General features: G+C 72.4%; 21 protein-coding genes. 10 read left to right on the top strand and 11 right to left on the bottom strand.

What is annotated here, in order from left to right:
• Positions 1-17 precede the first annotated feature (17 nt).
• Positions 18-1,238 carry an MFS transporter gene (locus ACIBK1_RS26265; RefSeq protein WP_396738347.1) on the top strand — a complete coding sequence of 407 codons (1,221 nt, stop codon included), beginning with the start codon at positions 18-20 and terminating at the stop codon, positions 1,236-1,238.
• Positions 1,239-1,351: 113 nt separating this feature from the next.
• On the opposite strand, the gene ACIBK1_RS26270 is transcribed toward ACIBK1_RS26265, so the two are convergent.
• Positions 1,352-2,443 (bottom strand): alkaline phosphatase PhoX, encoded by a 1,092-nt coding sequence (locus ACIBK1_RS26270; protein ID WP_231513943.1) that lies wholly within the window; start codon positions 2,441-2,443, stop codon positions 1,352-1,354.
• A 446-nt stretch (positions 2,444-2,889) separates the two neighbouring features.
• On the opposite strand from ACIBK1_RS26270, the gene ACIBK1_RS26275 reads away from it, so the two are divergent.
• The 3 genes from ACIBK1_RS26275 (at position 2,890) to mmuM (ending at position 8,009) form a co-directional block, all read left to right on the top strand.
• Positions 2,890-3,933: a helix-turn-helix domain-containing protein gene (locus ACIBK1_RS26275; RefSeq protein ID WP_396738351.1), complete on the top strand. Its 1,044-nt coding sequence runs from the start codon at positions 2,890-2,892 to the stop codon at positions 3,931-3,933.
• A gap of 4 nt (positions 3,934-3,937) precedes the next feature.
• Positions 3,938-6,607, top strand: a complete 2,670-nt coding sequence (locus ACIBK1_RS26280) for a VIT domain-containing protein (RefSeq protein ID WP_396738354.1) — start codon at positions 3,938-3,940, stop codon at positions 6,605-6,607.
• 547 nt (positions 6,608-7,154) lie between these two features.
• Positions 7,155-8,009 (top strand): homocysteine S-methyltransferase, encoded by an 855-nt coding sequence (gene mmuM, locus ACIBK1_RS26285; RefSeq protein WP_396738357.1) that lies wholly within the window; start codon positions 7,155-7,157, stop codon positions 8,007-8,009.
• A 337-nt stretch (positions 8,010-8,346) separates the two neighbouring features.
• Here mmuM and ACIBK1_RS26290 read toward each other — a convergent pair whose 3' ends face one another.
• Positions 8,347-9,885: an MDR family MFS transporter gene (locus tag ACIBK1_RS26290; RefSeq protein ID WP_051761868.1), complete on the bottom strand. Its 1,539-nt coding sequence runs from the start codon at positions 9,883-9,885 to the stop codon at positions 8,347-8,349.
• 265 nt (positions 9,886-10,150) lie between these two features.
• The gene (locus tag ACIBK1_RS26295) at positions 10,151-10,849 is read right to left on the bottom strand and encodes a lysophospholipid acyltransferase family protein (RefSeq protein ID WP_030508929.1); all 699 of its coding nucleotides are present in this window, start codon (positions 10,847-10,849) and stop codon (positions 10,151-10,153) included.
• A gap of 118 nt (positions 10,850-10,967) precedes the next feature.
• Between ACIBK1_RS26295 and ACIBK1_RS26300 the strand changes: the two genes are divergently transcribed.
• Complete coding sequence (locus tag ACIBK1_RS26300; RefSeq protein ID WP_030508928.1) at positions 10,968-11,732, top strand: alpha/beta hydrolase; 765 nt, start codon at positions 10,968-10,970, stop codon at positions 11,730-11,732.
• A 12-nt stretch (positions 11,733-11,744) separates the two neighbouring features.
• Complete coding sequence (locus ACIBK1_RS26305; RefSeq protein ID WP_030508927.1) at positions 11,745-12,248, top strand: hypothetical protein; 504 nt, start codon at positions 11,745-11,747, stop codon at positions 12,246-12,248.
• A gap of 57 nt (positions 12,249-12,305) precedes the next feature.
• Here ACIBK1_RS26305 and ACIBK1_RS26310 read toward each other — a convergent pair whose 3' ends face one another.
• The 7 genes from ACIBK1_RS26310 to ACIBK1_RS26340 all read right to left on the bottom strand — a co-directional run bounded on the left by ACIBK1_RS26310 (position 12,306) and on the right by ACIBK1_RS26340 (position 18,384).
• Positions 12,306-13,505 (bottom strand): hypothetical protein, encoded by a 1,200-nt coding sequence (locus tag ACIBK1_RS26310; RefSeq protein WP_051761867.1) that lies wholly within the window; start codon positions 13,503-13,505, stop codon positions 12,306-12,308.
• Between the two features lie 169 nt (positions 13,506-13,674).
• Entirely contained in the window at positions 13,675-14,418 is a 744-nt protein-coding gene (locus ACIBK1_RS26315; protein WP_030508925.1) for an endonuclease/exonuclease/phosphatase family protein, read from the bottom strand.
• 4 nt (positions 14,419-14,422) lie between these two features.
• A complete protein-coding gene (locus ACIBK1_RS26320) occupies positions 14,423-15,367 on the bottom strand; it encodes an ROK family glucokinase (protein WP_030508924.1) in 945 nt (314 codons plus the stop codon).
• Positions 15,368-15,561: 194 nt separating this feature from the next.
• Positions 15,562-16,011 carry a hypothetical protein gene (locus ACIBK1_RS26325; protein WP_030508923.1) on the bottom strand — a complete coding sequence of 150 codons (450 nt, stop codon included), beginning with the start codon at positions 16,009-16,011 and terminating at the stop codon, positions 15,562-15,564.
• Entirely contained in the window at positions 16,008-17,168 is a 1,161-nt protein-coding gene (locus tag ACIBK1_RS26330) for an ArsA family ATPase (RefSeq protein ID WP_030508922.1), read from the bottom strand. Before ACIBK1_RS26330 ends, ACIBK1_RS26325 begins: the two co-directional genes overlap by 4 nt.
• The gene (locus ACIBK1_RS26335; protein ID WP_030508921.1) at positions 17,165-17,602 is read right to left on the bottom strand and encodes an SRPBCC family protein; all 438 of its coding nucleotides are present in this window, start codon (positions 17,600-17,602) and stop codon (positions 17,165-17,167) included. The genes ACIBK1_RS26330 and ACIBK1_RS26335 overlap by 4 nt, the downstream gene beginning before the upstream one ends.
• A 14-nt stretch (positions 17,603-17,616) precedes the next feature.
• Complete coding sequence (locus ACIBK1_RS26340) at positions 17,617-18,384, bottom strand: metallophosphoesterase family protein (RefSeq protein WP_030508920.1); 768 nt, start codon at positions 18,382-18,384, stop codon at positions 17,617-17,619.
• Positions 18,385-18,621: 237 nt separating this feature from the next.
• On the opposite strand from ACIBK1_RS26340, the gene ACIBK1_RS26345 reads away from it, so the two are divergent.
• The 4 genes from ACIBK1_RS26345 (at position 18,622) to ACIBK1_RS26360 (ending at position 24,261) form a co-directional block, all read left to right on the top strand.
• Complete coding sequence (locus tag ACIBK1_RS26345; RefSeq protein WP_030508919.1) at positions 18,622-20,421, top strand: AMP-dependent synthetase/ligase; 1,800 nt, start codon at positions 18,622-18,624, stop codon at positions 20,419-20,421.
• Positions 20,422-20,729: 308 nt separating this feature from the next.
• Entirely contained in the window at positions 20,730-21,584 is an 855-nt protein-coding gene (locus tag ACIBK1_RS26350) for an SAM-dependent methyltransferase (protein WP_363533165.1), read from the top strand.
• Positions 21,585-21,826: 242 nt separating this feature from the next.
• On the top strand, positions 21,827-22,726 hold the full coding sequence (locus ACIBK1_RS26355; RefSeq protein WP_030508917.1) for a manganese catalase family protein: 900 nt from the start codon (positions 21,827-21,829) through the stop codon (positions 22,724-22,726).
• 218 nt (positions 22,727-22,944) lie between these two features.
• Entirely contained in the window at positions 22,945-24,261 is a 1,317-nt protein-coding gene (locus ACIBK1_RS26360) for an Nramp family divalent metal transporter (RefSeq protein ID WP_396738364.1), read from the top strand.
• Between the two features lie 7 nt (positions 24,262-24,268).
• Here ACIBK1_RS26360 and ACIBK1_RS26365 read toward each other — a convergent pair whose 3' ends face one another.
• A complete protein-coding gene (locus tag ACIBK1_RS26365) occupies positions 24,269-25,378 on the bottom strand; it encodes a glycosyltransferase family 4 protein (RefSeq protein WP_030508915.1) in 1,110 nt (369 codons plus the stop codon).
• Between the last annotated feature and the right edge of the window lie 82 nt (positions 25,379-25,460).

Below are 25,460 nucleotides of genomic sequence, written 5' to 3' on the forward strand. Positions count from 1 at the left end.
ATGGGGATCGGGGTGCGATGGACGCGTGGCGGCGGTTACTGCTCGCGGTCGTGTGTGGTGTCGCTGTGGCGAGCATCTACGCCGCGCAGCCGGTTCTGGAGCCGATGGGACGAGATCTCGGTCTGGCCGCGGACCGCGCTGGATGGATCGTCGCGACCGGCCAGATCGGCTACCTGGCAGGGCTGGTGCTGCTGGTGCCGCTCGGCGATGTGGTCGACAGGCGCCCGCTCATCGCCGCGCACCTGGCGATCAGCGCTGTGGGCATGATCGTGGCGGCCTCGGCGTCAGCCGCGTGGGTGGCGCTCGCGGGGATCGCGGCGGCAGGGGTGTTCGCCGTCGTGGTGCAGACCACCGTGGCCTACGCCGCGTCGGTCTCACCGCCCGCCGAACGCGGACGGAACATCGGTGTCGTGACCTCGGGCGTCGTGGCCGGCATCCTGGGCGCGCGGGTCGTCACCGGAGCGCTCGCCGAGGCGTGGGGCTGGCGAAGCTCTTACGCCGTGCTCGCGGTGCTGTCACTCGGGCTCGCGGCCCTCGTCCTCGCCGTCCTGCCGCCGGAGGAGCGCCCCAACCGGCATCAGGGGTACAGGCAAACCGTCGTCTCACTCGGCGGACTGTTCGGGCAGCGACTCTTCCTGACACGCGGGCTCATCGCGTTCTTCTTGTTCGCCTCCTTCGGAACCTTGTGGAGCGGACTCTCCCTGCCGCTCACCGGCACTCCGTGGCAGCTGAGCCAGAGCCAGATCGGACTGTTCGGCATCGCCGGACTCGCCGGTGCACTCGGAGCGGCACGCGCGGGACGATGGGCGGACGCGGGACGAGCGACCCCGATCACCGGTCTCGCGCTCACCCTGCTCGTCGTCTCGTGGGCAGCGATAGCGCGGCTGCCATGGTCCTTGTGGCTCCTCGTCGCCGGAATCGTGGTTCTCGACTTCGCGGTCCAGGTCGTGCATGTGAGCAACCAGCACCTGCTCACCGCCGCGCATCCGGAGCGCACCAGCGGCGTCATCGGCGGCTACATGGTCTTCTACTCGCTCGGCTCCGCCCTCGGCGCGGCCGCGACCACCGCCGTCTTCACCGCCCACGGCTGGGCGGGCTGCAGTCTCCTCGGGGCCGCGTTCGCGGCCTGCGCGCTGGTCGTCTGGGCGGCCGGCCGGGACCGCTCCTCGACAGCGCGAACCTCCGATCCGAGAAGGCAGGCACGCGCGCCGGGCGCAGGAGGAAGCGCAAGAGGCTGACCAAGCCGTCCGGTTCGCGGAGCATCCGCCGAATCGTCATCACCTCGCCGCGTGCGCCGCGCGGCGTGGACCTCGACGTGACGCGGAGCAGCCCGGCTTGTGGGGGCGCCGGCTCAGGCGCCGGCGAGATCGTGGAACGGCCCGCGGACCTCGACGGTCACGGGGGCCGGCGACCCGTTCCTGGGTGGACGGCAGGAGAAGTAGAGCCGGTCGCCGTCCGGGGACATCGAAGGGCCCGCGACGGTCCAGCCGCCCGTGACGCGCAGGAACGGCACCGCTCGATCACCGGCGACGAGGACGATCTCGCCGTCCGCACCGCCGCCCTGCCCTCCTGCCGTTTCGCGCAGCACCGTCAGGCGCTCGCGGCCGGCGTCGTACGCCCACTCCCGGCCGTCGCCCTCGGTGACGAACCGCACCAGGCCGTCGGAGCAGCGGCAGTCACCTCCGCCCGCGAACCTCCTGGCCCCTTCGACCTGCTCACGCAGGGGCACGTGGTCAGGGAGGGCCGGGATCGGCACCCGTTCCCAGGTCACGGACTCCTCGCCGGGGTCGCCGGCCATCACCTCGAGCACGCCCGTCGTGAGGTCGCCCCAGTCGTCAGGGCGGAACCGGTACAGGCATCCGTCCGGCTCCCTTTCCGTCAGGTAGACGACGCCACGGTCGGGATCGCAGGCCATGCCACCATGGGTGAACAGGCCCATCGCGAGCCGGGGCATGGGGGCGCGCAGGCCGTACGGGTCGCATTCGAAGACCCGGCCGTACGGCGTCCGCTCGCCCGACAGCCAGGTGTGCCACGGTGTCGCGGCGCCGGCCCCGCAGCGGTCGGCGCCGGACAGGATGCGATATCCGCCGCGCAGGGTCCCGTCCGGGGCGAAACGCAGCGCCGTCACGCCGCCGAGCAGTGGCAGCGCGCAGTTGGACACGTATATCCAGCCGTCTTCGTCGGGGAAGCATCCGCCGCCGTCCGGGGCCGCGTGCCAGAGGACTCCCCCGGCACGCTCGCCCGACCGCGCCACGACCCGGCCGGCGAAACCCGGCGGCAGGGCCCGCAGCACGTCCGCCGGGAACGGGCCGTCCGGATCCCCCGGCCCGTACGGCTCGCCACCGGGCGGCTCGCCTCCGTCGTCAGGCCGTGCGAACGTCGCGCGCCACATCGCTCCCGGCAGCGCCGAGAGCGCCGCCGATCGGACGGAAGTACCCTGCACCGCTGACCGCCTCCTTGACCTGCCCCTGGTCATGCCGGCCGCCCACCGACGGGCCGTTCGCTCGTTTCCGCGCGGCCGCCGCGCCGGGCCGGATCGGGCCGAGCCGCCTCGCTCCCCTGCCCGCCCGGCGGGCACCCGACCGGGGGTTCCTGCCCCCGGGTCCGCCTGTCCCGCGCCGTGTTCCGCTGTCTTCTTGCTCCGCGCTTAGGTGCTCCGCCGTGGGCTGCTGCGCGTTGGGTTCCGCGTCCGCCTGTCCGGCGTTTGCTGTCCCGCGTTCTCCTGTCCCGCGGCGGCACGTCGCACACGTCGCGGCACCCAGTCGAGCCGTCTCGTGTGAACGACGGGAGAAGCGGCGTCCCTCGCCGAGACGAACTCTTCGAAAACCATGCCGCCGCATAACGGAAGCGATGTTGACAGTGTCATTGTGACAGTGTCATCGTGGAGGCATGAGCGACACCTGGACGATCGGCGAACTGGCGGAGCGGGCGGCGGACCTGCTTAGCCAGGAGCGGCACGTCCACGGCCAGGAGCGGCACGCCCGGGAGCCGCGCGACGACGGTCCGGAGCCACAGGCCAAGGACCGGGAGCTGCGCGTCGGCGGTCCGGAGCCGCGCGCCAACGGCAGGGTCCGCGAAGTGCCGAACGAGCGCCTCATCCGCTGGTACACGACGATCGGGCTGCTCGACCCGCCGCTGGGCCGGCGCGGCCGGGTGGCCCTCTACGGCCGCCGTCACCTGCTCCAGCTTGTGGCCGTGAAGCGCCGCCAGGCGGACGGCCTGTCCATCGCCGACATCCAGGCGGAACTGGCGGGCGCGACCGACGCCATGCTCCAGCGCGTCGCCGGGCTCGCCGAGCCGTCGTCCGGACCGGCGCCTCGGCCGCTCTCCCCGCCCCCTCCTCGCGGCCCGGCGGTCCCGGCCCCGGCGAACGGCGCGAACCGCCCTCTCGGCCCGCCGGACACCGCGACATCGCCGGCCCCCGGCTGGTGCGGGGGGAGTCCGGAAAGCGGCACCGAGCCCGCCATCCCGGACGTCGCGCGGCCGGCGGCGCGAGACCGCTTCTGGGCGCGGACGGCCTCATCCGCCGCCACGGCGGACTCCGGCCACTTCCTGACCGCGCACAGAGACACCACACACAGAGACACGCCGCACAGAGACACGCCGCACAGAGACACGCCGCACAGAGACACCACCCACGGGGACGCTGCGCCCGTGAACAGCGGGCCCATCGACACCGTGCCCGTGAACACCGTGACCCCGGACGTCGTGCACGGTGTACGGCTCGCGCCCGGGGTGACGGTCCTGCTCGATCCGGCCCATCGGGTCCCACATGGCCACGACGTGGCCGCGCTACGCCAGGCCGCGGCGCCGCTTCTCGCGGCCCTCGCCACGCTCGGTCTGGCCGGGCCGTTCGAGAGCGCCCATGACCCCCGTGACGCCTCGGCACTCGATCCACACGCTTCCGACATGCCCGACACGCTGGAGGGATGACGTCATGACCGTTCCCATCACACCTCTGCGGCCGGAGGAGTGCCGGCCCGTGCCGGACGCCGGGCTCGGAGCGCTGGAGACCGAGAAGGGCAACCTTCCGCTGGAAAGCGTGGACGTCGCCGCCCACGTCACCGGACTGGTGGCGGGCGTCGAGGTCGTCCAGACCTTCCGCAATGCCTTCGATGTGTCGCTGGAAGCGACTTACGTCTTCCCGCTGCCGCCGCGGGCCGCGGTCACCGCCTTCCGGATGGAGGCGGACGACCGGGTGGTCGACGGCGTGCTCAAGGAGCGCGGGCAGGCACGGGCCGACTACGACCGGGCGCTCGCCGAGGGCAGGCGCGCGGCGATCGCCGAGGAGGACCGGCCCGACGTGTTCACGATCAGGGTCGGCAACATCGTTCCCGGGGAGCGCGTGGTGGTCCGCCTCACGCTGAGCCAGCCGCTTCCCTACGAGGACGGCGCGGCCGAGTTCCGCTTCCCGCTGGTCGTGGCCCCCCGCTACATCCCCGGGGCACCGCTGCCCGGCCCGTCTGCCGGTGGCGGCGTGGCACCCGACACCGACGCCGTGCCCGACGCCTCCCGGATCACGCCGCCCGTCCTGCTTCCCGGCTTCCCCTATCCCGTACGGCTGTCGCTCGCGACGACGATCGACCCCACCGGGCTCGACCTGCGTGAGGTCCGTTCCAGCCTGCATGAGGTCGACAGGGAGGGCGACACGATCAGGCTGCGGCCCGGCGAGCGGCTCGACCGTGACTTCATCCTGCGCCTGGCGTTCGACGCCTCCTCGTCGCTCGCGCTCGTCCCGGACGACGCCGCGGACGCCGGCTCACCCGGCGAAGGCACGACCGACGGCAGCGGCTCCGCCGAAGGCACAGCGGAGGACACGGCGGACGCCGGGGGAACCTTCGTGCTGACCCTGCTGCCGCCGCCGGAGGACGCCACTCGGACCGTGTCCCGTGACGTCGTCCTGCTGCTCGACCGCTCCGGCAGCATGACGGGCTGGAAGATGGTGGCCGCACGGCGGGCCGCCGCCCGGATCGTCGACACGTTGACCCGGCATGACCGGTTCGCCGTGCTCTCGTTCGATTCGGTGGTTGAGCGGGCCCTCTCGGGCGGACTGGTGGATGCGAGCGACCGCAACCGCTACCGCGCCGTCGAGCACCTGTCCCGGCTCGACGCGCGCGGAGGGACGGAGATGCTCGCTCCCCTGGAGGAGGCCCTGCGGCTGCTCGACGGCCACACCGCGCCCGCTCCGGGGAAGGCCACCGGCACGAACCCCGGTCAGCCGGGTGAGGACGGCCGGCACGGCGGACCCGGAGTGTACGGCGAGCAGGCACGAGACCGGGTGCTCGTCCTGGTGACCGACGGCCAGGTCGGCAACGAGGACGAGATCCTCGAACGCATCGGCGCCCGGCTGCACGGCATCCGGGTGCACACCGTGGGCATCGACAGGGCGGTGAACGCGGGGTTCCTCGGGCGACTGGCCCTGCTCGGCTCGGGCCGGTGCGAGCTGGTCGAGTCGGAGGACCGGCTCGACGCGGCGATGGAGCACATCCACCGCCGCATCGGCTCGCCGCTGGTGACGGACGTCGCGCTGAAGGCGGAAGGCTTGGATCTCGTGGCGGACACCGTCACGCATGCCGGTTCGCTCTACCCCGGCGTCCCTCTGGTCGTGAGCGGGCGTTACCAAGGGCGGCGGCCCGCCGGAGCCCTCACCGTGCAGGGCCGCACGGCCGACGGCCGCCCGTGGGAGGAGCGGATCGAGGGCCGTCCCGCCCACGGCCCGGCGGCCCGGGCCGTGTGGGCGCGGGCGCATCTGCGCGGCCTGGAAGACCGATACGCCATGGGCGACCACTCCCTCGAACAGCGGATCGTCGACGCGTCGCTACGCTTCGGCGTGCTGTGCCGGTTCACCGCCTTCGTGGCCGTCGACACCCGCGTCACCGGCGAGGGCGGCCCGGAGCACCGGGTGATCCAGCCCGTCGAACCGCCGAGCGGCTGGGAGATGCCGACAGCGATGCCGATGATGGCGGCCGGCGCTCCGATGATGGCGAAGATGGCCGCGTTCATCCCGGCCGGACCCGAGACGCCTCCCGGTTCGGCGGCGGACCGGCCCATCGCAGCGGCTCCGCCGCCCGGCGCACCTCCTGCCGCACCCGCTGCCCCGCCTTACGCCGCGGCGCCCGCACCGGCTCGGAGACGGGCGTCCCGCGGGTTCTCTGTCGGTCGTTTCCTTCCGCATCCCGGCGAAGGAACCGCCCCTGTCACGGATGTCGAGGGCATCCGGCCTGTGCTGGCCGAGGAGCTCGCGAGGCTGGGCCAGGCGGAGTCGCTGCCCGAGCGGGAGCGGCGGCGCTATCTGGCGGATCTCGCCAGTCGCCTCCGTGTCGTCGCCCAGATGGTGGGGGGTCACCCGGACCTCGCCGCGCTCGCGACCGACCTGGAGAGGGCCGAGTGGGCCGAGGTCTCACTCGACGACCTCTGGCGGCGGACGGCCGACCTGCTGACGGCCCTGACCGGCCGCTCCGGCTCCGCCTCCACGACGGATCCCACGTCCCCCGGGTCCACATACCCGGGGCCCACGTCCCCGGGGTCCGCATTCCCGGGGTCCGCGCCCCCGGGGTCCGCGACCGGAGCGAAGGAGGGCCGGCGTCCCTTCTGGAAACGATCGTGAGACGGCGTCCGGGACACCGGCGAGGAGGGCCGGCCCACCGCGCCGCACCACCCGGCGTGCCGCCCAGCTCTGTCGCCAGCAGTTGGGCCGCGCGAAGTGCGGTCAGCCGACCGCCGGCTCATCGGACGGCGCCGCTCGGAGCGACCGGCCTGCCGAGAGGAGAACCAGCGCGACCGGGGCACCGGCGGGGAAGCCAGGCCCCGGCCGCATCGGTTCGGGTTCCGCTGTAAGCGGAGCCCCTACGAGGGTTCGGGTAGGCGAATGACATCGGACGGCGGGGTGGGTACGGGACGCCGCGGCTCCCTCACCCCTCCCGTGTCGGGCCGATCGTCGCGTCCACCTGCGGGGACGGGAGACCGGCGGCGCAGCAACCGATTGATGAGCCCTTTCAGCCCCATATGCCGCCAACGCCGGGGATCGCCGATCGGTTCCCGCCACGCGAGTCGCGGCCTCCGCCTTCGGCCGGCCGGCCGAAGGCGCCCCAGCCTCGGTCCAGCCGGCGACGGGGCCGCACGCCGATGCACGTGAGCACGTAGTGTTGCCCGGTATGAACCCAATCGTCCTCGATGGCGGTCTCGCCACGCACCTGGAGACACTCGGCTGCGACCTGAGCGACGACCTTTGGTCGGCACGGCTGCTCACCGACGACCCCGGCGTCATCCGTCAAGCGCACCTGGACTACTTCCGGGCCGGAGCAGATGTCGCCACCACGGCGAGCTACCAGGCGAGCGTCCCCGGGTTCGTACGGCACGGCCTCACCTCCCAGGAGGCCCGCGACCTCATCCGGCTGTCGGTGACGCTTGCCGTACAGGCGAGGGACGAAGCCGGGCACGGGCTCGTCGCCGCGAGCGTGGGACCGTACGGCGCCTACCTGGCCAACGGCGCGGAGTACACCGGCGAGTACGACCTCGACGAGGACGGCCTCACCGAGTGGCATCGGGAGCGGTTCGAGATCCTCGCCGGCGCGGGGGCCGACCTGCTGGCGTGCGAGACGATCCCCTCGCAGGCCGAGGCGCGGGCGCTCGCGAGGCTCCTGCGCGAGACTCCGTCCGTGCAGGCGTGGGTCACCTTCTCCTGCCGGGACGGCGAGCACATCAGCGACGGAACGCCGTTCGAGGAGTCCGCGGCGATCTTCACGGACCTGCCTCAGGTGGTCGCCGTGGGCGCGAACTGCACCGCGCCGCGGTTCATCCCGGACCTGATCAAGCGCGGAGCCTCGATCGTCTACCCGAACTCCGGTGAGACGTGGGACCCCGCGAACCGGCGCTGGCTGGGTCTCGCCGATCCCGTCGAGTTCGGCAGGGCGGCGGCCGACTGGGCCGCGCTCGGCGCCCGTCGTGTGGGCGGCTGCTGCCGCACCACCCCGGCCCACATTCGCGAGATCCGCTCCCACCTCACCTGAGCCCGAATACGGAGAGCGGAAAGACCGGCATCGCCCGGCTCCTCGCCACCGGTGGCGGGAGCCGGGCCCCCACGAAGACCGCGAAAGCCGGGTCAAGGACCGCGAAAGCCGGCCGCACGAAGACCGCGGGAGCCAGGCCGCGCGAAGACCGTGCCAGCCGGGCGGGCAAGGCCCGCGGGAGCCGGGCCAGCAGAGACTACGAAAGCCGGGCCGCGCAGAGACCGCGAGAGCCAGGCGCGAAGACACTGCCGCGTTCTGGCCGTCACCCGGCGGCGCTCCGCACCGGCGGCGAACCGCCCGCTCCCGGGCCGTACGCCGCCGTCGGCTACACGCGTGATCAGCCCATGGCGGCCGGGCCCTCGGTGCTCCGCGCGGCGAGCGGGATCTCCTTGAGGAAGAAGGCCACGACCAGCGCGAGGGCGACGAAGGGCAGACTGGCGAGGAACACGTCGTCGATCGCGCTGGTGAACGCGACCAGCACGTGATCCTTGAACGGCTGCGGCAACTGCTGGATCGCCTGCACGTTGTTGGCGTCCACCCGCCCCGGCGGCATCCTGCCGCCGAACTCGGCGGTCAGGTAGTGAGTGAGCCGGCTGGTGAGGACCGCACCCATGATCGCCGTGCCGATGGCGGCGCCCATCATCCGGAAGAACGTCGCCGAGCTCGTCGCCACGCCCATGTCGGCGCGCTCCACCGCGTTCTGGATGGCCGTGACGATCGTCTGCATGGTGAATCCGAGCCCGGCGCCGAAGAGGTAGGCGTAGACCGCCACCTGCCAGTACGGCGTGCCCACCTTGATCGTGGACAGCAGCCACATGGCCACCAGGAGGACCGCTCCGCCCAGGATCGGGAAGATCTTGTATCGGCCGGTCCGGCTCATGATCTGGCCGGAGGTGATGGACGTGGAGAAGATGCCGAAGACGGCCGGCAGCAGCGCCAGTCCGGAGACGGTGGGCGACATGCCCTGGACCGCCTGGAGATAGACCGGCAGGAAGATCATGCCGCCGAACATCGCCAGGCCCGCGAGGAAGCTGAAGCCGTTGCCCACACTGAAGATCTTGTTGCGAAACAGTCGCATCGGCAGGATCGGCTCGGGCGCCCGCAATTCGACGAACACGAACAGGGCCGCGAACGCCACGAAGCCCGTCAGCAGGGCCAGCGAGCCGGGAGCCGTCCAGCCGATGTCGCCGCCCGCCCAGTCGAGGTAGAGCAGGAAGCACGACACCCCGGCCACGATCAGCGCCGCACCCAGATAGTCGACGCGGTGGCTGCGGCGGGTGAAGGGGATCCGCAGCGCCATCGAGGTCACGACGAGCGAGATCAGCCCGATCGGCAGGTTGATCCAGAAGATCCACCGCCAGCCGGGGCCGTCGGTGAAGAAGCCGCCGAGCAGCGGCCCGGCGACGCTGGAGGTGCCCCACACGGCACCGAAGTAGCCCTGGTATCGGCCGCGCTCACGGGGCGGGATGACGTCGCCGATGATGCTGAACGCCAGCGCCATCAGCCCGCCGCCGCCCAGGCCCTGGATCGCCCGGAACCCGATGAGCTGACCGATGTTCTGGCTCAGCCCGGCCAGCACCGAGCCGAGCAGGAAGATGCCGATGGCGGCCTGGAAGATCATCCGCCTGCCGTACAGGTCGGAGATCTTGCCCCACAGCGGGGTCGCCGCGGTCGAGGTGAGCAGGTAGGCGGTGACCACCCACGACAGCTTGTCGAGGCCGCCGAGTTCGCTCACGATGCGCGGCAGGGCGGTGCCGACGATGCTCTGGTCGAGGGCGGCCAGCAGCATTCCGGCCGCCACTCCGGAGAGCACGACCAGGATCTGGCGGTGTGGCAGATATCCGGTGTCGGCCTGCTGCTCCTCGCGGACGCTCATGCGGGGCACCCGCAAGCGGCGACTCCGACGGCCGCGGTCCCGCGGAATGCGGCGGACCTGCTCGCCGGGGTCGTGGACGCGCCGTCCGCTCCGTCGTCCGCCCTGTCGTCCGCTTCGTCGTCCGCTCCGTGCCTCGCGGCGCCGGGCTCGGCCCAAATGCGGTGCCTGCGTGCTGGCATGCTCCTACGCCTTCCGATCCGAACGTGTCTGAACGTCCCAATGTGCGCGGCGAACACCGCAACGTTACCCGTCCGGTCCGGAAGTATTAGGAATTCTCGCGAGCTGCCCTGGTCGTTTCCGTCTTGGCCGCCGCCGCGTACTTGTCGACGTACTCCTGGCCCGACAGCTCCATCAGCGCGTACATGATTTCGTCGGTGACCGCCCGCAGCACGAGGCGGTCGTTCTCCATGCCGTAGTAACGGGAGAAGTCGATCGGCTTGCCATATCGGACGCCGGGGCGGATGCCGAACTTGGGGAGCGGCCGGCCGGGGGGCATCATCTCGAACGTGTTGACCATCGCCCACGGGATCACCGGTGCCCGGGACTCCAGGGCAAGCCGCGCCACACCGGTCTTGCCCTTGTAGAGACGCCCGTCGGGCGAGCGGGTGCCCTCCGGGTAGATGCCGAGCACCTGGCGGTCCTTGAGGATGCGCAGGCCGGTGCGGAGCGCCGCCTCGCTCGCCTTTCCGCCGGAGCGGTCGATGGGCACGGTGCCGACGCCGGAGAAGAACGCGCGGCTCACCAGCCCCTTGACCCCCCGGCCGGTGAAGTATTCGGCCTTGCCCAAAGAGATGACCTTGCGCGGGAGGAATCCGGCCCCGAAGAAGTGGTCGGCGAACGACAGGTGGTTGCCGGCCAGAATGACCGGACCCTCCTTCGGCACGTTCTCCACCCCTTCTGCCCAGGGGCGGAACACGAAGCGGAGGATCGGCCAGATGATGGCCTTGACCACCCAGTAGAACACTCGGGCACCCCCTCGGCTCAGATGTGCAGTCATCTTCGCACGCGCAGCCCTCTCGCACTAACGCTGACCAACGTGCGAGTATCGGGCGGAACACGCCACCGTTTCGCGGAGGTCTCCCATGCCAGTGCTACCGGGTGCGGAGCCGTACCACCACGAGGGCGGTGAGACCGGCGTCCTGCTCTGCCACGGGTTCACCGGCTCGCCGCAATCCCTGCGACCGTGGGGTGAGCATCTGGCCCGGGCGGGACTTACGGTGTCCCTGCCCCGCCTGCCCGGCCACGGCACGACGTGGCAGGAGATGAGCCGCACCCGCTGGGAGGACTGGTACGCCGAGCTGGACAAGGCGTTCGCCGACCTGCGCGGCCGGTGCGCGCAGGCGTTCGTGATGGGCCTGTCCCTCGGCGGCTGCATGGCGCTGCGCCTGGCCGAGGTCCACGGGGACGCCGTCACGGGCGTCGTGGTGGTCAACCCGTCCGTGATCAACGACGTGCCGCTGCTGCACCTGGCCCCGGCGCTCAAGTACGTCGTACGCTCGACCCCGGGGGTGGCGGGCGACATCAAGAAGGAGGGCGCGAGCGAGCTCGGCTATCCGCGCACGCCCGTCCGGGCCGCCGCCACGCTGCCCCGGCTGTGGAAGCTCGTCCAGTCCGACATCGCCAAGGTGACCCAGCCGGTGCTGGTGTTCCACAGCAGCGACGACCACGTGGTAAAGCCGGGGAGCGTCGCGTTCCTGCAGGCGAGAATGGGAAACAATCTGGAGGTCAGAGAGCTGGCGGACAGCTATCACGTCGCCACCCTCGACAACGACGCGCCTGTGATCTTCGAAGGGAGCCTGGAGTTCATCCGCTCCCATGCCTCGGTACCCTTGACGAAGGACTTGTGACCCGGGATCGACGTGACGCCGCAAAGTGACGAGGACGAGGTCTGGCGCCAGATCGTCGCCTCGTTCAACGAGACAGCCGAGGACGCCTCGGCCGAACAACCATGGCCCGACCGGGAGAACGTCACCGAGCAGGCCGACGCGGGCGACGGCGACGACGCCCGCGGCGGTGGTGCTCCGGGTGGCGTGGCTCTCGGCGACGACGCGCTCGGCGACGGGGTCGAGGACGACGACCGGACCGGTGAGGAGCGGGCTCCCACCCCCGGCGACGACGACCACTACATCCCGCCGCCCCCTCCGCCGCTTCCGCACGGCGACGCCCTCAGCCGGCTCTCCTGGCTGGCGCTGTTCGGCGGCCCGGCCTACCTGCTCCTGGCCGCCCTGCTGCAGTGGCCCATGGACGGCTGGATCGTGTTCGCCGCGGTGGCGGCGTTCATCGCGGGGTTCGTGATCCTCGTCGTGCGCATGGGCGACGGCCCGCCCGCCGACTCCGGCTGGGACGACGGCGCGGTCATCTGACTCCGGCCGGGACGACGGCGCACGCCTCGGCCGGTCCTGGTCAGGCCGCGCCGGCGTTCATTCGGCTTCGGAGGCCGCCTTCACCGTGCCGCCGTCGACGGGAGGCGGGCCGAACCGCTCCACGAGGTCGGTGTAGCGGCCCTTGTCGTCCAGGCTGTGACCGACCGCCATGGTGAGGTCGCCGACGTGCGCGACCGCCTGCAGTCGCACCGTGCGCTCCTCCGTCGTCGCCGGGCCCCGCAGCGTGGTCCAGCGCGATCCGTCGTATCGGAGCAGCAAGCCCTCGGCCTCGTGCTTCGGGTCGTATCCCGAGATCCAGAACGCGCCGTCGCCGTCCCCTGTGACGCCGTACAGTTCGGCGCGCCGCTCCGGCGGCGTCACCCGCTTCCAGTGCCTGCCGTCCCAGTCGAGCACCAGCGGGGCGATGCCGCCGTCGCGCTGGTAGACGCCGCCGACCGCGACCGCGCGCTTGCGGCCGTCCGCGTACACGTCCCGCAGGAAGCCGCCCTTGATCTCCGGCAGGTCGGCCTGTTTCCATCCGCTGCCGGTCAGGTGCATGGCCAGGGGCCCGGAGCCGGAGTCGCCCACCGCCCAGCCGTCCGACCGGCCCGCGAGCGCCACGCCGTACATCGCGCCCGCCGGGCCCTGGCCGGTCTTCCAGACCGTGCCCTTGCCGGAGCCGGCGCTGCTCAGCAGGAACGCCTTGCCGTCCCGGCTGCCGACCGCGACCACCCGCCCGGACGAGGCGGCGAGCCCGCCGAGCCAGTCCCCGGTGCGCAGTTGCGGCACGCCGACGCGGTCGAACCCGTCGCGCGTGCCCTTCGCGACGTACGGCAGGCCGTCGTGGCCGTCGCCGACGGCCCAGACCTCGGTGGCGGAGGCGGCGGCGACCGACCGGAGGTGGCCGGCGCCGGTGGCGTCGCCCCGGATCGGCACCTCGCGCCAGGAGGAGCCGTCCCAATGCGTGATGATCCCCTGGTTGCGCCAGAAGTCCCAGGCGTTCTGCTGGCCCACGGCCCAGATGTCCGTGGCCGACAGGCCGGCCACGTCGGACAGCGAGCCGTCGGGCTGGAGCCGTCCGGTGGAGGAGCCCGCGTCCTGGGCGACCTCGTTCCCCGACGGGCCGCGCTCCGTCTGGGCGCGGACGATCCCTGCGTGCGCGTGCGCGACCGATGTGGCGCGCGGGAGGAGACCGGCCAGCAGACCGGCGAACAGCACACACAACGGCACCGCACGCCGTGTGAGGCGGCGGGTCATGAAACGATCGTACGGGTGGCCGGGCACTCCCCGTCACACAGGTCGCGAATCCGACTACCTAGAGATGCGGAGGCGCGGCCGTATCGGCCCTCTCCGGCCGGCCGGAATCCGCGCCGCCGCCGGCACGGCCGCGGCGGGTCAGGCCCGGGCGGGCGGCGTCAGGGCGTCGTCAGGGCCGCGTCAGGGCGATCTCGGCGACGACCGGCCGGTGGTCGCTCGCGGCGCGCAGGTCCTCGGCCGGGATCTCCGTGCCGCCGTACGACACGACGGTCAGGCCTGGTCCCGCGAAGATCGCGTCGATCCGCACGCGGGGATCGCGGGCCGGGAACGTCGCACCTTCCCGGCCGTCGTCTCCGTCCGCCCCGATCCGCGGCGCGGCGTCCCGCACGGCGGTGAAGCAGTCCGTGTAGCGGCCCCCGAGGAGACGCCAGACGGGAGCCCCGGGAACCTCGTTGAGATCCCCGGCCAGCACCGGCGCGGCCTCGAACTCCCGGGCCGCGCGCTCCAGGATCGGCACGATCTGGGCGGCGTGACTCAGGCGCGCCCCCGCCAGGAGGTCGAGGTGGGCCGAGCCCACGGCGTACCGCTCGCGGTCCTTCCCCACCGTCTTCTCCACGACGGCGAGCGCGACGGACCGCCACTCGAGCCCGGCGAACCACCGCAGGCGGTGCCCCCGCCCGCGCAGGAGCCGTACGGCCGGGGCGGTGAGGACGGCGGTCCCGCCCACGCGGCCTCCGGCGGCCACGGACAGACCGGCCGCGCGGGCCAGCGCCCGCCGCTCCCGCTGCCAGCCGGGCAGGCGGGGCGCCTCCTGCAGGCACAGCACGTCGGGCCGCAGGGCCCGGATCACCCGGACCAGCGCCCTCCGGTCGTCTTTGAGTCCCCGTACGTTGTAGGTCGCGACCCGCAGCACGCCGTCAGCGGAGCCGGGCGAGGTCGCCGGCTCCCACGAGCCCCGCCGACGGGCCCATCTCGGCGACCCTGATCTCGGCGAGCGGGCGATGGCCCCGGCCGGTCAGCCGGGCGGCGAACTCCTCACGCACCCGGTCGACGAACAGGTCCGCCGCGCCGGAGACGCCGCCGCCGATGATGAAGCACCCGGGGTCGAGGACGGCCGCCATGTCGACCAGCCCCTGGGCGAGCCATTGGGCGAGCGACTCGAAGGCGGCCAGCGCCGCCCGGTCGCCCTGACGCGCCGCCTCGGTCACGTGCTCGCCCTGGATGCCCTCGGCCGAGCCGCCGCCGAGCCGCAGCAGGTGCTCGGCTCCGTCGGGGTCGGCCTGCGCGTTGTTCCTGGCCTCCAGCAGCAGCGAGCTGCCGCTGGCGTACCGCTCCCAGCAACCGCTGTTGCCGCAACCGCAGGGCCGGCCGCCCGGCACCGCCTGCATGTGGCCCAGCTCGGCGCCCATCCCCCACCGGCCGCGGTAGAGCTCGCCGCCGAGCACGATGCCGCCGCCGATCCCCGTACCCACGGTCACGCACACGACGTGGCTCTCGCCCCGGCCCGCGCCGAACCGGTACTCGCCCCAGGCCATCGCGTTGGCGTCGTTCTCGACCACGACCGGCAGGCCGACCAGCTCGCCCACCTTCTCGCGCAGCGGCTCCTCGCGCCAGGCGAGGTTGGGGGCGAAGCGGATGATCGAGCGGGTCTCGTCGACGAAGCCCGCCGCGCCGATGCCGACGGCCTCGACCGAGTGCCGGGCCGCGAGCTCGGTCACCGCATCGGCGATCGTGAGCGCCATCTTCTCGGGACTGCCCGCCGGGCTGTGCCGCAGGCCGCGCTCGAGGATGGCGCCGTGCTCGTCGACGACACCGTACGCGATCTTGGTACCGCCCACGTCTACGCCGATGGTCAGCGCCATTCGTCTTCCTCCCGCCCAATCCGCTTCTCGCCCGGATCCACTTCTCGACCAGATCCGCGTTTCGCCCAGATCGGCTTCTCGCCCGGATCCGCCTGCGCCCGGGCCGCTACCGCCCGAGCGATCACGCCGCGCCGATTGAAGCCGATAGAGCCGGGTTGTGGCAATCCCGTCGTCGCCCGCCCTCGGCCGGCCCGTCAACCGAGGTCGATGTGCTCGACCTTCGGCTCGCCGGGTCGCCGCTCCCCGGCCGGGCGCTCCCTGCCGCTCGCCGAGGGACGCTGCAGGGCGTCGACCGCCTCCCGGAACGCCGCGAACAGCTCTCCGCCCGCAGCGATCAGGTGGCCGGTGACGTCGCCGCCGGCCTCGCGGCGTGCCGCGATGACCCGGCACACCGGGCAGGCCCGGCAGACGTACTCGTCGTGGTCCTCCGCGACGGCCTCGCTCCACACGTCGTCGCCGCCCCGGCCGCCCGCGCCGGCGCCGCCGAAGGCGGATCCGAAGCCGCTCACGCCGCCCTTCACGAGCCCCTTGCCGAACTCCCGGCCCATCCGCCGCTGCACGGCGTCCAGCAGCTTCATCGCCTCCTCCGCCGCCGACCCGAGCGGGTCCTGGCTGCGCGGAGTTGTGTCGTTGGAATCCGTCATTTCGCCCCTCCTGCCTCGAACCGTACCCGGAGCCGGCCGTCCCGGAGCGCGGCCGAAGAGATCTCGCGGCGGGCGAGGGCGGCGGGCAGGGCGATGACGCGCCGGTAGGACCCGGCGGTGACGATGATGTCGTCCCCCTTGCGCGCGAGGTCGAGGTCGTCGCGGTCGGCCAGCGGCAGGGACAGCGCCAGCTCGTCGGTGGTGAACCTCAGCGGCGGCTCGACGCCGGGGCGCGCGAAGGGGTCCCGGTCTTCGTACATCCGCGCGGCGAGGCCCGACAGAGCGGCGGTCCCGACCGGCTCCGCCGGGAGATAGGGGACGGTGAAGACGGGCAGCGGGGCGAACGACTCGTGCACCGTGGCGAGCTGCCTGGTCTGGGCCTCCACCCATCCCAGCCGCCACTCGTCGGCGCCCTCCGCGGGGAAGACCCGGTTGGCGATCACCGCGTCGACGCGGTAGCCGTACAGGCTGAGCGAGGTGAGGGTGCGGCGGGCCTCGGCGACGACCACCGCCTCGGGGGTCAGCACGAGCCGCACGGACGCGTCGTCGCCGGTCAGCAGCGCGCGTACCTCCAGCAGGCCGCGGTGCAGCCGCTCCCCCGCCGAGACGACCTCGCCCTCGGGCACGCTCACCTTGGCGACGTGCCGGATGACCGGCGACAGCGCCCTGAGCATCCGCCTGCCGGTCGGGAGCAGGCGGTTGACGTGCCAGTCGAGCGCCTCCGGCAGGGCGAGCAGGCGCAGCGTCTCGGCGGTCGGCGCGCAGTCGACGACGATCACGTCCCAGCGGCCGGTGCGGGCCTGCTCACGCAGTTCGAGCAGCGCGAGGATCTCCTCGGCGCCGGGCAGTACGGTGATCTCCTCGGCGGTGACCTCGTCGAGGCCGAGCTCGGCCAGCAGGTTGCCGGCGTAGTCGCGTAACTCGCCCCAGTGCCGCTCCAGCGACCTCTGGGTGTCCACCTGCTGCAGGTGCAGGCCGGGCGCGGCCTCGACAGGCTCGGACGAGGGCGGCACGCCGAGCGCGTCGGCGAGCGAGTGCGCGGTGTCGGTGGAGACGACCAGCGTCTTGTTGCCCCGCTCGGCGGCGAGCGTGGCGGTCGCGGCGGCCGCCGTCGTCTTGCCGACCCCGCCCTTCCCCGTGAAGAGGAGGATCCTCATCGGCTCTCGACGCGCCGCTTGAGCCCTTTCAGCGCGGTGTCGACGATGACCTTCTCGGCCTTGCGCTTGATCATGCCGATCATCGGGACCTTGAGGTCCACGGCCAGGTCGTAGGTGACCTCGGTGCCGCCGCCGCTGTCGTCCAGGCGGTAGCTGCCGGTCAGGCCCGACAGCATCTTCCCGGCCTCGACCATCCGCCAGCTCACGCCCGCGTCGCCGTCCCAGTCGTACCCGAGGACGTACTCGTCGCTGATCACGCCGGCGTCGAGGACGAAGCGGACCCGGGAAGCACGGCCGTCCGCGTCCGTCTCCAGGACGTCGGCCTTCTTCACCTGGCCGGCCCACTCCGGATAGGCGGGGAAGTCGGCGATGACGGCCATGATTGTCGACCGGCCGGCGCCGATCGTGATGCTCGACGAAGTGCGATCAGCCATGCGCCAACCGTACTTCACCATTCCAGGGCGAAAGGCGTGCCACGGCCGCGGAAGTGGCCGACGTTGACGCATTCCGTGCGACCGACGCGGGTGCGGCTGACCAGTGGCTGGTGAACGTGGCCGAACAGCGCGAAGCGCGGCTGCGTCCTCCTGATCGCCTCCAGCGTGGCCTCGCTCCCCCGTTCGAACCGCCGGGCCACCACGTCGTACAGCAGGTCGGGGATGGCGGGCGGGATGTGGCAGCACAACACGTCCACCTCGCCCACCGCCTCGACCTTGCGCGCGTACTCCTCGTCGTCGATCTCGTACGGCGTGCGGTATCTGGTGCGCAGGCCGCCGCCGACGAACCCGAAGGTCAGCCCGCCGATCTCGACCACCTCGCCGTCCAGGACCTGCTGGCCGGGCCGCAGATGGTCCGTCCACAGGCGCGGCATGTCCACGTTGCCGTACGTCAGGTAGGCCGGCGTCGGCATGGCGGCGAAGATCTGCTCGTACTGGCGGCGGACGGCCGCCTCGATGAAGTCGCGGGGGTCGCCGTCGAGGGTGGCCCACAGCCCGGCCGACAGCTGCCGCGCCTCGTCGAAGCGGCCCGCCGCGCGCAGTCCCACGTACTCGCTCGCCCTCTCCGCGCCGAACAGGTCCGGGAAGATGCCCTGCGAGTGGTCGGCGTAGTCGATGAAGAGGAGCAGGTCGCCGAGGCAGATCAGGGCGTCGGCCCCGTCGCCCGCGCGGGCGAGCGCGTCGGCCCGGCCGTGGACGTCGCTGACGACGTGGATGCGCATGCGGACATGGTAACGGTCGCTTTACCTAGCACCCGCTTGGGTAACGGAAAGGTGTCGGGCCCGCGGCGCGGGGGACACTGATAGCGTCGATTCGCCCCTGGATAACGCCTGGGTGACGGACCTACCCATGCGTAACTTGGCGCGGTAGCGTCCGGTGAGACACGAAGAGTTATGCCCGCAACGCGGTCCCCGCCCTGCGCTCCGGGGGTCGCGCGGCCGTGCGCGAAGGAGTGACCCGTGCGCGAGTTCAGCGTTCCCGTGCTGGTGGACGTGCCCCTGTCGGCGAACTGCACCGACGTGGTGTTCCAGCGCGGCGTGGACGAGCCGGACGCCGTCGTCATCCGCCGCAAGGAGGGTGAGGATCCGGCCGCGCCGTGGACACCGGTCACCGCCGCGCAGTTCAGGGACCGGGTGGCGGCTGTCGCCAAGGGACTGATCGCCGCCGGGATCGAGCCCGGCGACCGGGTCGGCCTGATGTCGCGCACCCGCTACGAGTGGACGGTCGCCGACTACGCCATCTGGGCGGCCGGCGCGGTGGGGGTGCCGATCTACGAGACCTCCTCCGCCGACCAGGTGAAGTGGATCCTGACCGACAGCGGCGCCAAGGCCGCGTTCGTCGAGACGGCCGCGCACGAGGAGACCGTCCGCGAGGCCGTGCCCGGGCTGCCGCTGCTGTGGCGCATCGACGGCGGCGGGTTCGCCGAGCTGGAGCGCCTCGGCGCCGACGTGTCCAACGACACGCTCGCCGAGCGCAGGGCGAGCCGGGGCGGGCGCGACCTCGCCACGATCATCTACACCTCGGGCACCACCGGCATGCCGAAGGGCTGCCGCCTGACCCACGACAACCTGCTGTTCACCGCGCGCAACGTCTCCCGCGGACCGCTGGAGGCGCTGTTCGACGTGGAGGGCCGGGCCGCGCTGCTCTTCCTCCCCCTGGCGCACAGCTTCGCCCGGCTCATCCAGGTCGTCCTGATCGAGACCGGCACGGTGCTGGCGCACAGCCCGAACATGAAGAACGTGGCCCCCGACCTGCGGGAGTTCAAGCCCACGTTCCTGCTGGGCGTGCCGCGCGTGTTCGAGAAGGTCTACAACGCCGCCGAGCAGAAGGCCAACGCGGAGGGCAAGGGCAAGATCTTCCACGCCGCCGTACGGGCCGCGATCGAGTGGAGCAAGGCCGAGAGCTCCGGCGGGGCCGGTCTCGGCGCCCGGCTCAAGCACGCGGCCTTCGACAAGCTCGTGTACGGCAAGCTGCGGGCGGCCACGGGCGGCGCGCTGACGGCGGCCGTCTCCGGCGGCTCGGCCCTCGGCGAGCGGCTCGGCCACTTCTTCCGCGGGGTGGGCATCGAGGTGTTCGAGGGGTGGGGGCTGACCGAGACCAGCGCGCCCTCGACCGTCAACATCCCGGGCGCCAACAAGATCGGCACGGTCGGCAAGCCGTTCCCCGGCGTGAGCATCCGGATCGCCGACGACGGCGAGATCCTGGTGAAGGGCCGCCACGTCTTCGACGGCTACTGGAACAACGAGCGCGCCACCAAGGAGGCGATCGACCCGGAGGGCTGGTTCCACACCGGGGACGTCGGCCGCCTCGACGAACACGGCTACCTGAGCATCACCGGCCGCAAGAAGGAGATCCTCGTCACCGCCGGCGGCAAGAACGTGGCGCCGGCGCCGCTTGAGGACGCCATCCGGGCGCACCGCCTGATCAGTCAGGTCATGGTCGTCGGCGACGGCAAACCGTTCATCGGGGCGATCGTCACCCTCGACCAGGAGGCGATGGAGCAGTGGAAGCAGGCCAACGGCCGCTCCGGCGCCTCCATGGCCGAACTCTGCTCGGACCCGGCCGTCGTCGCGGAGGTGCAGCAGGCCGTCGACGACGCCAACCGGATGGTCTCCAAGGCCGAGCAGATCAAGAAGTTCAGCATCCTCGACATCGAGCTGAGCGAGGACAGCGGCCACGTCACGCCGAAGCAGTCGATCAAGCGGCACGTCGTGGCCCGCGACTTCGCGAAGCAGATCGACGAGCTGTACGGCGGCTGAGCGGCGCACCGCCGGTCGCGGCACGACACGGTGCGCCGAAATCTGTCGATGATTCTTTGAAAGTTTCAGCGATTCTCGGCGCACCGTCAGGACGAAGCGGGTTGCGGTCACGAAATCGACCACGATCCCCCGCCACATGCGGTGATCGGGACGACCGGAACACCCTGACAGGTGCGGATCCTCCGTGTCGCCGACGACAGGCCACCTGCGGCGATGCCTTGCCGGCCCCGCACGGTCCCCGAAAATATCGGGTTTGGTCCCGCAATGTTGCGCCTTGCTTGGTTATGCTCCAGACGCATCCATGATCGATGGCTGGAGAAGGGCGGGCGATGGGCGACAGGGCCGGCAGCTGGGACTGGACGCACCGCGATCCCGACTATCTCCCCCCGGAGATCGACACGACGAAGCCCAGCATCGCGCGGGTGTACGACGCGTTCCTGGGCGGCAAGGACAACTTCGCGGTGGACCGCGCGATCGCCATGGAAGGCATGCGGCACTTCCCCGACCGCGGCGAGGGCGCCCGCAACAACCGGGCCATGCTGTTCCGCGGCGTGAAGTACATGGCCGAGCAGGGCGTCGACCAGTTCCTCGACATCGGGTCGGGTCTGCCCACCATGGACAACACCCATTCGGTCGCGCAGCGGATCAATCCCGCCGCGAAGGTCGTCTACGTGGACAACGACCCCATCGTGCTGGCCCACGCCCGGGCGATCCTGCAGACCGACGAGCGCACCCGCGTGATCACCGCGGACATGCGCGAGCCCGAGGTCATCCTCGACCACCCCGACGTCGAGGGCTTCCTCGACTTCTCCCGTCCCGTCGGCCTGCTGCTGGTGGCCGTGGTCCACCACCTCGCCGACGCGGAGGACCCGAACGGCCTGGTGGACGCCTACAAGGCGCGCCTGGCCCCGGGCAGCTACATGCAGCTCACCCACTTCTGCTCCTGCGCGCCGGAGATGCGCGAACTGGAGGCGGTGCTGCTGCAGATGCTCGGCACCGGCCGCGCACGGGACATGCCCGAGATCGCGCGGTTCTTCGACGGCCTCGACCTGGTCGAGCCCGGCGTCGTGCACGTGCCCGAGTGGCGTCCCGAGGAACCCGTGCGCCACCCCCTCGACCTCGGCGGCATCTGCGTCGCCGGCGGCGTCGGCCGCAAACCCTGACCGCGCCGCTCGCGCGGGCCGGTGTGTCGCATTTGCGCGAACAGTTGGTTTTCGCACCTAATCAAGGCGTGGGGCGGCACCTGTCCATCCATTGGACCCTTCGTTAGGTGTCGCTCCTGTGGTCCCGTTGCGCCACGTGTTGGGATTTATGCGTGACCCCCCACCACATGCACCAGCGGGGTCGCGCCCTTGGCCCGCCGTAGGGCCTGCGGCTCCCTGTGGTCTTCCACGCAAGGAGTCATATGTTCCGGCACAACCGCCGCCTGCAGTTCGAGGCCAAGCCAGAAAAGCCCGACCCGGTGTACGCGCGCAAACTCCAGGAGCTCATCGGCGGCGCCTTCGGCGAGATGACGGTCACGATGCAGTACCTGTTCCAGGGCTGGAACTGCCGCATGCCCGGCAAGTACAAGGACCTGATCATGGACATCGCGACCGAGGAGATCGGGCACGTCGAGATGCTCGCCACGATGGTCGCCCGCCTCCTCGAAGGCGCGCCCTCCACGGCGGTCACGAAGATGGCCACCGTCGACCCCGTGCTCGGCGCGGTCCTCGGCGGGATGGACCCGCAGCAGGCCATCGTGGCCGGCGGTGGCCCGATGCCCGCCGACAGCAACGGGTATCCCTGGAACGGCCGCTACATCGTCGCGAGCGGCAACCTGCTGGCGGACTTCCAGGCGAACGTCGCGGCCGAGGCGCACGGCAGGCTGCAGACCGCCCGGCTCTATCACATGACGGACGACCGGGGCGTGAAGGACATGCTGAAGTTCAACCTCGCCCGCGACACCCTGCACCAGAACCTGTGGCTCAAGGCCATCGAGGAACTCCGGACGGACGGCCTGGAGGACGTCGTGGTGCCCAACGCGCTGTTCGACGAGGAGCACGCCGAGCACGCGGAGACGATCTGGGACCTGTCCGACGGCGCCGAGGCCCAGGCGGGCGGCTGGGCGAGCGGCCCGCAGCCCGACGGCCGCCACCAGTTCTCCTATCTCCTCAACCCCGAGCCGCTCGGGGATCTCGCCATGGCGCCGCCGCCCGACCCGAATCTGTACGACACCTACGACGGCAGCATGGGCGAACCGAAGAGCCCCGCCCTCGGCACCGAGGTGGGCCCGATGGGCAAGCTCAAGGACAAGCTCACCTGACCGGGCCTCGCCGAGCCCGCGAGCCGGACGCGGGGGCCGGTCGGGCTCCGGCCTCCGCTCCTTCCCTCGCACCACGCGCGACCTGACGGCGCCTGCGCCGACCGCAGATGCCGCATCACGGCGCCCGGCCCGGGCCCCTGGCACGCCCGCCGGGAGCCCGCCGTGCCGCACCCCGCATTTCCCGCCTGTGAGGCTCCCGTGTTTCCTGTGAGGCTTTCGTGCTCGACTCCCGCCGTCCCCTGAAGGGGCCCGCACCCGCCGTACGCGCCGAGGGGCGGGCGGCGCCCGGCCGCCTGGCGCGGCTGGCCGGGCTGTGCGGCCCCGCCTTCGTCGTCTCCGTGGCGTACATCGATCCGGGCAACTTCGCGACCAACATGGCGGGCGGGGCCCAATACGGGACGATGCTGCTGTGGGTGATCGCGCTCGCGAACGTGCTGGCCATGTTCGTGCAGGCGCTCTCGGCCAAGCTCGGCATCGCCACCGGCCGCAACCTGCCCGAACTGTGCCGTGACCACCTGCCGCGCCGGGTGAGCCTGCCGCTGTGGGTGCAGGCCGAGCTGGTCGCCGCCGCCACCGACCTGGCCGAGTTCATCGGCGGCGCGATCGCCCTGAACCTGCTGTTCGGCGTGCCGCTGCTGCCGGCCGCCGCCATCACGGCCGTCGTCTCCTCGCTGCTGCTCATGCTCGCGCCGCGCGGGCGCCGCCGGTTCGAGGCGACCGTCGCGGCGATGCTCGGAGTGGTCCTGGCCGGATTCGCCTACCAGGTGCTGCTGTCGGGGTCCCTCTCGGGTGTGGCGGGCGGCTTCGTGCCCCGCCTGGCCGGGACCGACAGCCTGCTGCTGGCCACCGGGATCGTCGGGGCGACCGTCATGCCCCACGTCGTCTACCTGCACTCGGCCCTCACCCAGCACCAGGGCGCGCCCGGCGGGTCCCCCGACGAGATGGGCAGGGGGCAGGTGCGCAGCGAGGATGTGCGCAGAGAGGATGTGCGCAGGGAGGCCGTGCGCGCCAGCCGGATGGACATCGCCGTCGCCCTCGGCGCCGCCGGGCTGGTGAACATGGCGATGCTGACCGTGGCCGCCATCACGTTCGGCGGCGGCGATCCCGGCAGCCTGCAGGCCATCCACGCCGGGCTCGGGCAGGTTCTCGGCCCCGGGGCGGCCGTCGCGTTCGCGCTCGCGCTGCTCGCCTCGGGCCTGGCCTCGTCCAGCGTGGGCACCTACGCCGGGCAGGTGATCATGGCGGGGTTCCTGCGCCGCCGCGTGCCGCTCCTGGCGCGGCGGCTGGTCACGATCATCCCGGCCATGGCGGTGCTGGCCGCCGGGGTGGACCCCACGCGGGCGCTCGTGCTGAGCCAGGTCGCGCTGTCCTTCGGCATCCCGTTCGCCCTGGTCCCGCTCGTGGCGTTCACCGGCAGCAGGAAGCTGATGGGCGATCTGGTCAACCGCCGCCTCACCACGGTCGCCGGCGTCGCCGTCGCCGCCGTGATCAGCGCACTGAACGGCTTTCTCCTCGTGGACGTGTTCACCGGCTGAGGCGGCCTCACAGCAGTGCGGCGAACCGGGCCGCGACGAGGTCCCAGCGCCACTCCTCCTCGATCCAGGCCCGGCCCCGCTCGCCCATCGCGCGGGCGCGGGCCGGGTCGGCCAGCAGATCGCTCAGCGCGCCGGCCACCGCCGTGTGCGACGTGCCGTCGACCACCAGGCCCGTCTCGCCGTGCCGTACGGCGTCGGGGGCGCCGCCGGAGGAGCCCGCGACCACGGGCAGCCCGGTGGCCGACGCCTCCAGGTAGACGATGCCGAGGCCCTCGACGTCGAGCCCGCCGAACCTGCTGCGGCAGGGCATGGCGAACACGTCGCCCGCGTCGTAGTAGGCCGGGAGGGACGCCCAGGGGACGGACCCGGTGACGACCACCGAGCCGCGCGGCCCGGCCCCGGCGGCCGTCCTCTCCAGTGACCGCCGCAGGGGGCCGCCGCCGACCAGGAGGAGGACCGCGCCGGGAACCCGCCGGAGAACGAGCGGCCAGGCCCGCAGCAGCACGTCCTGGCCCTTGCGCGGCACCAGCCGGGAGACGCACACGACCACCGGCCGGTCGCCCAGGCCGAGCGACGCGCGGATCCGGTCGCCGCCCGCCCCCGGATGGAAGAGGGCGGTGTCCACGCCGGGCGCGAGCCGTACGAGCCTGGAGGCGGGCACGACCCGGGCGATCCGGCGGCGGGTGTAGTCGCCGAGGTAGGTCACCACGTCGGCCCCCGCGCCGATGCGGCGCAGCAGGGCGCGCGCGCCCGGCAGGCGGGCCCACGACGCCTCGTGCCCGTGGGTGAGCATGACGATCCGGCCCGCGCCGGCGGCGCGCAGGACGGGAGCGAGCAGCCCCAGCGGCGCGGCCGCGCCGAAGACGACGGTGGCGCCGTCCTCCACGAGCGCCGCCGCCCTTCTCGCCACCGAGCGCGTCGGCAGCATCAGCGAGGAGGGATGCCGGACCACCTCGTACGGCTGGCGGGAGTCGAACTCCTCGCATCCCTTCCAGCGCGGGGCGTACACGACCACGGAGCCGGGCGGCCGGCGCGAGGCGAGGCCGTGCACGAACGCCTGGATGCCGCCCGGTCTGGGCGGGAAGTCGTTCGTGACGATCAGCGTCCGCTTCGTCATCCTCACCCCCGCTGCCGGCGTGATCGCACGGTCCGCCCGCGCCGCCCGAGAACGCATTGTCGCAGCCGCCGCCGCACCGTCG

Source organism: Microbispora rosea, assembly GCF_044460045.1.
Taxonomy (GTDB): domain Bacteria; phylum Actinomycetota; class Actinomycetes; order Streptosporangiales; family Streptosporangiaceae; genus Microbispora; species Microbispora rosea.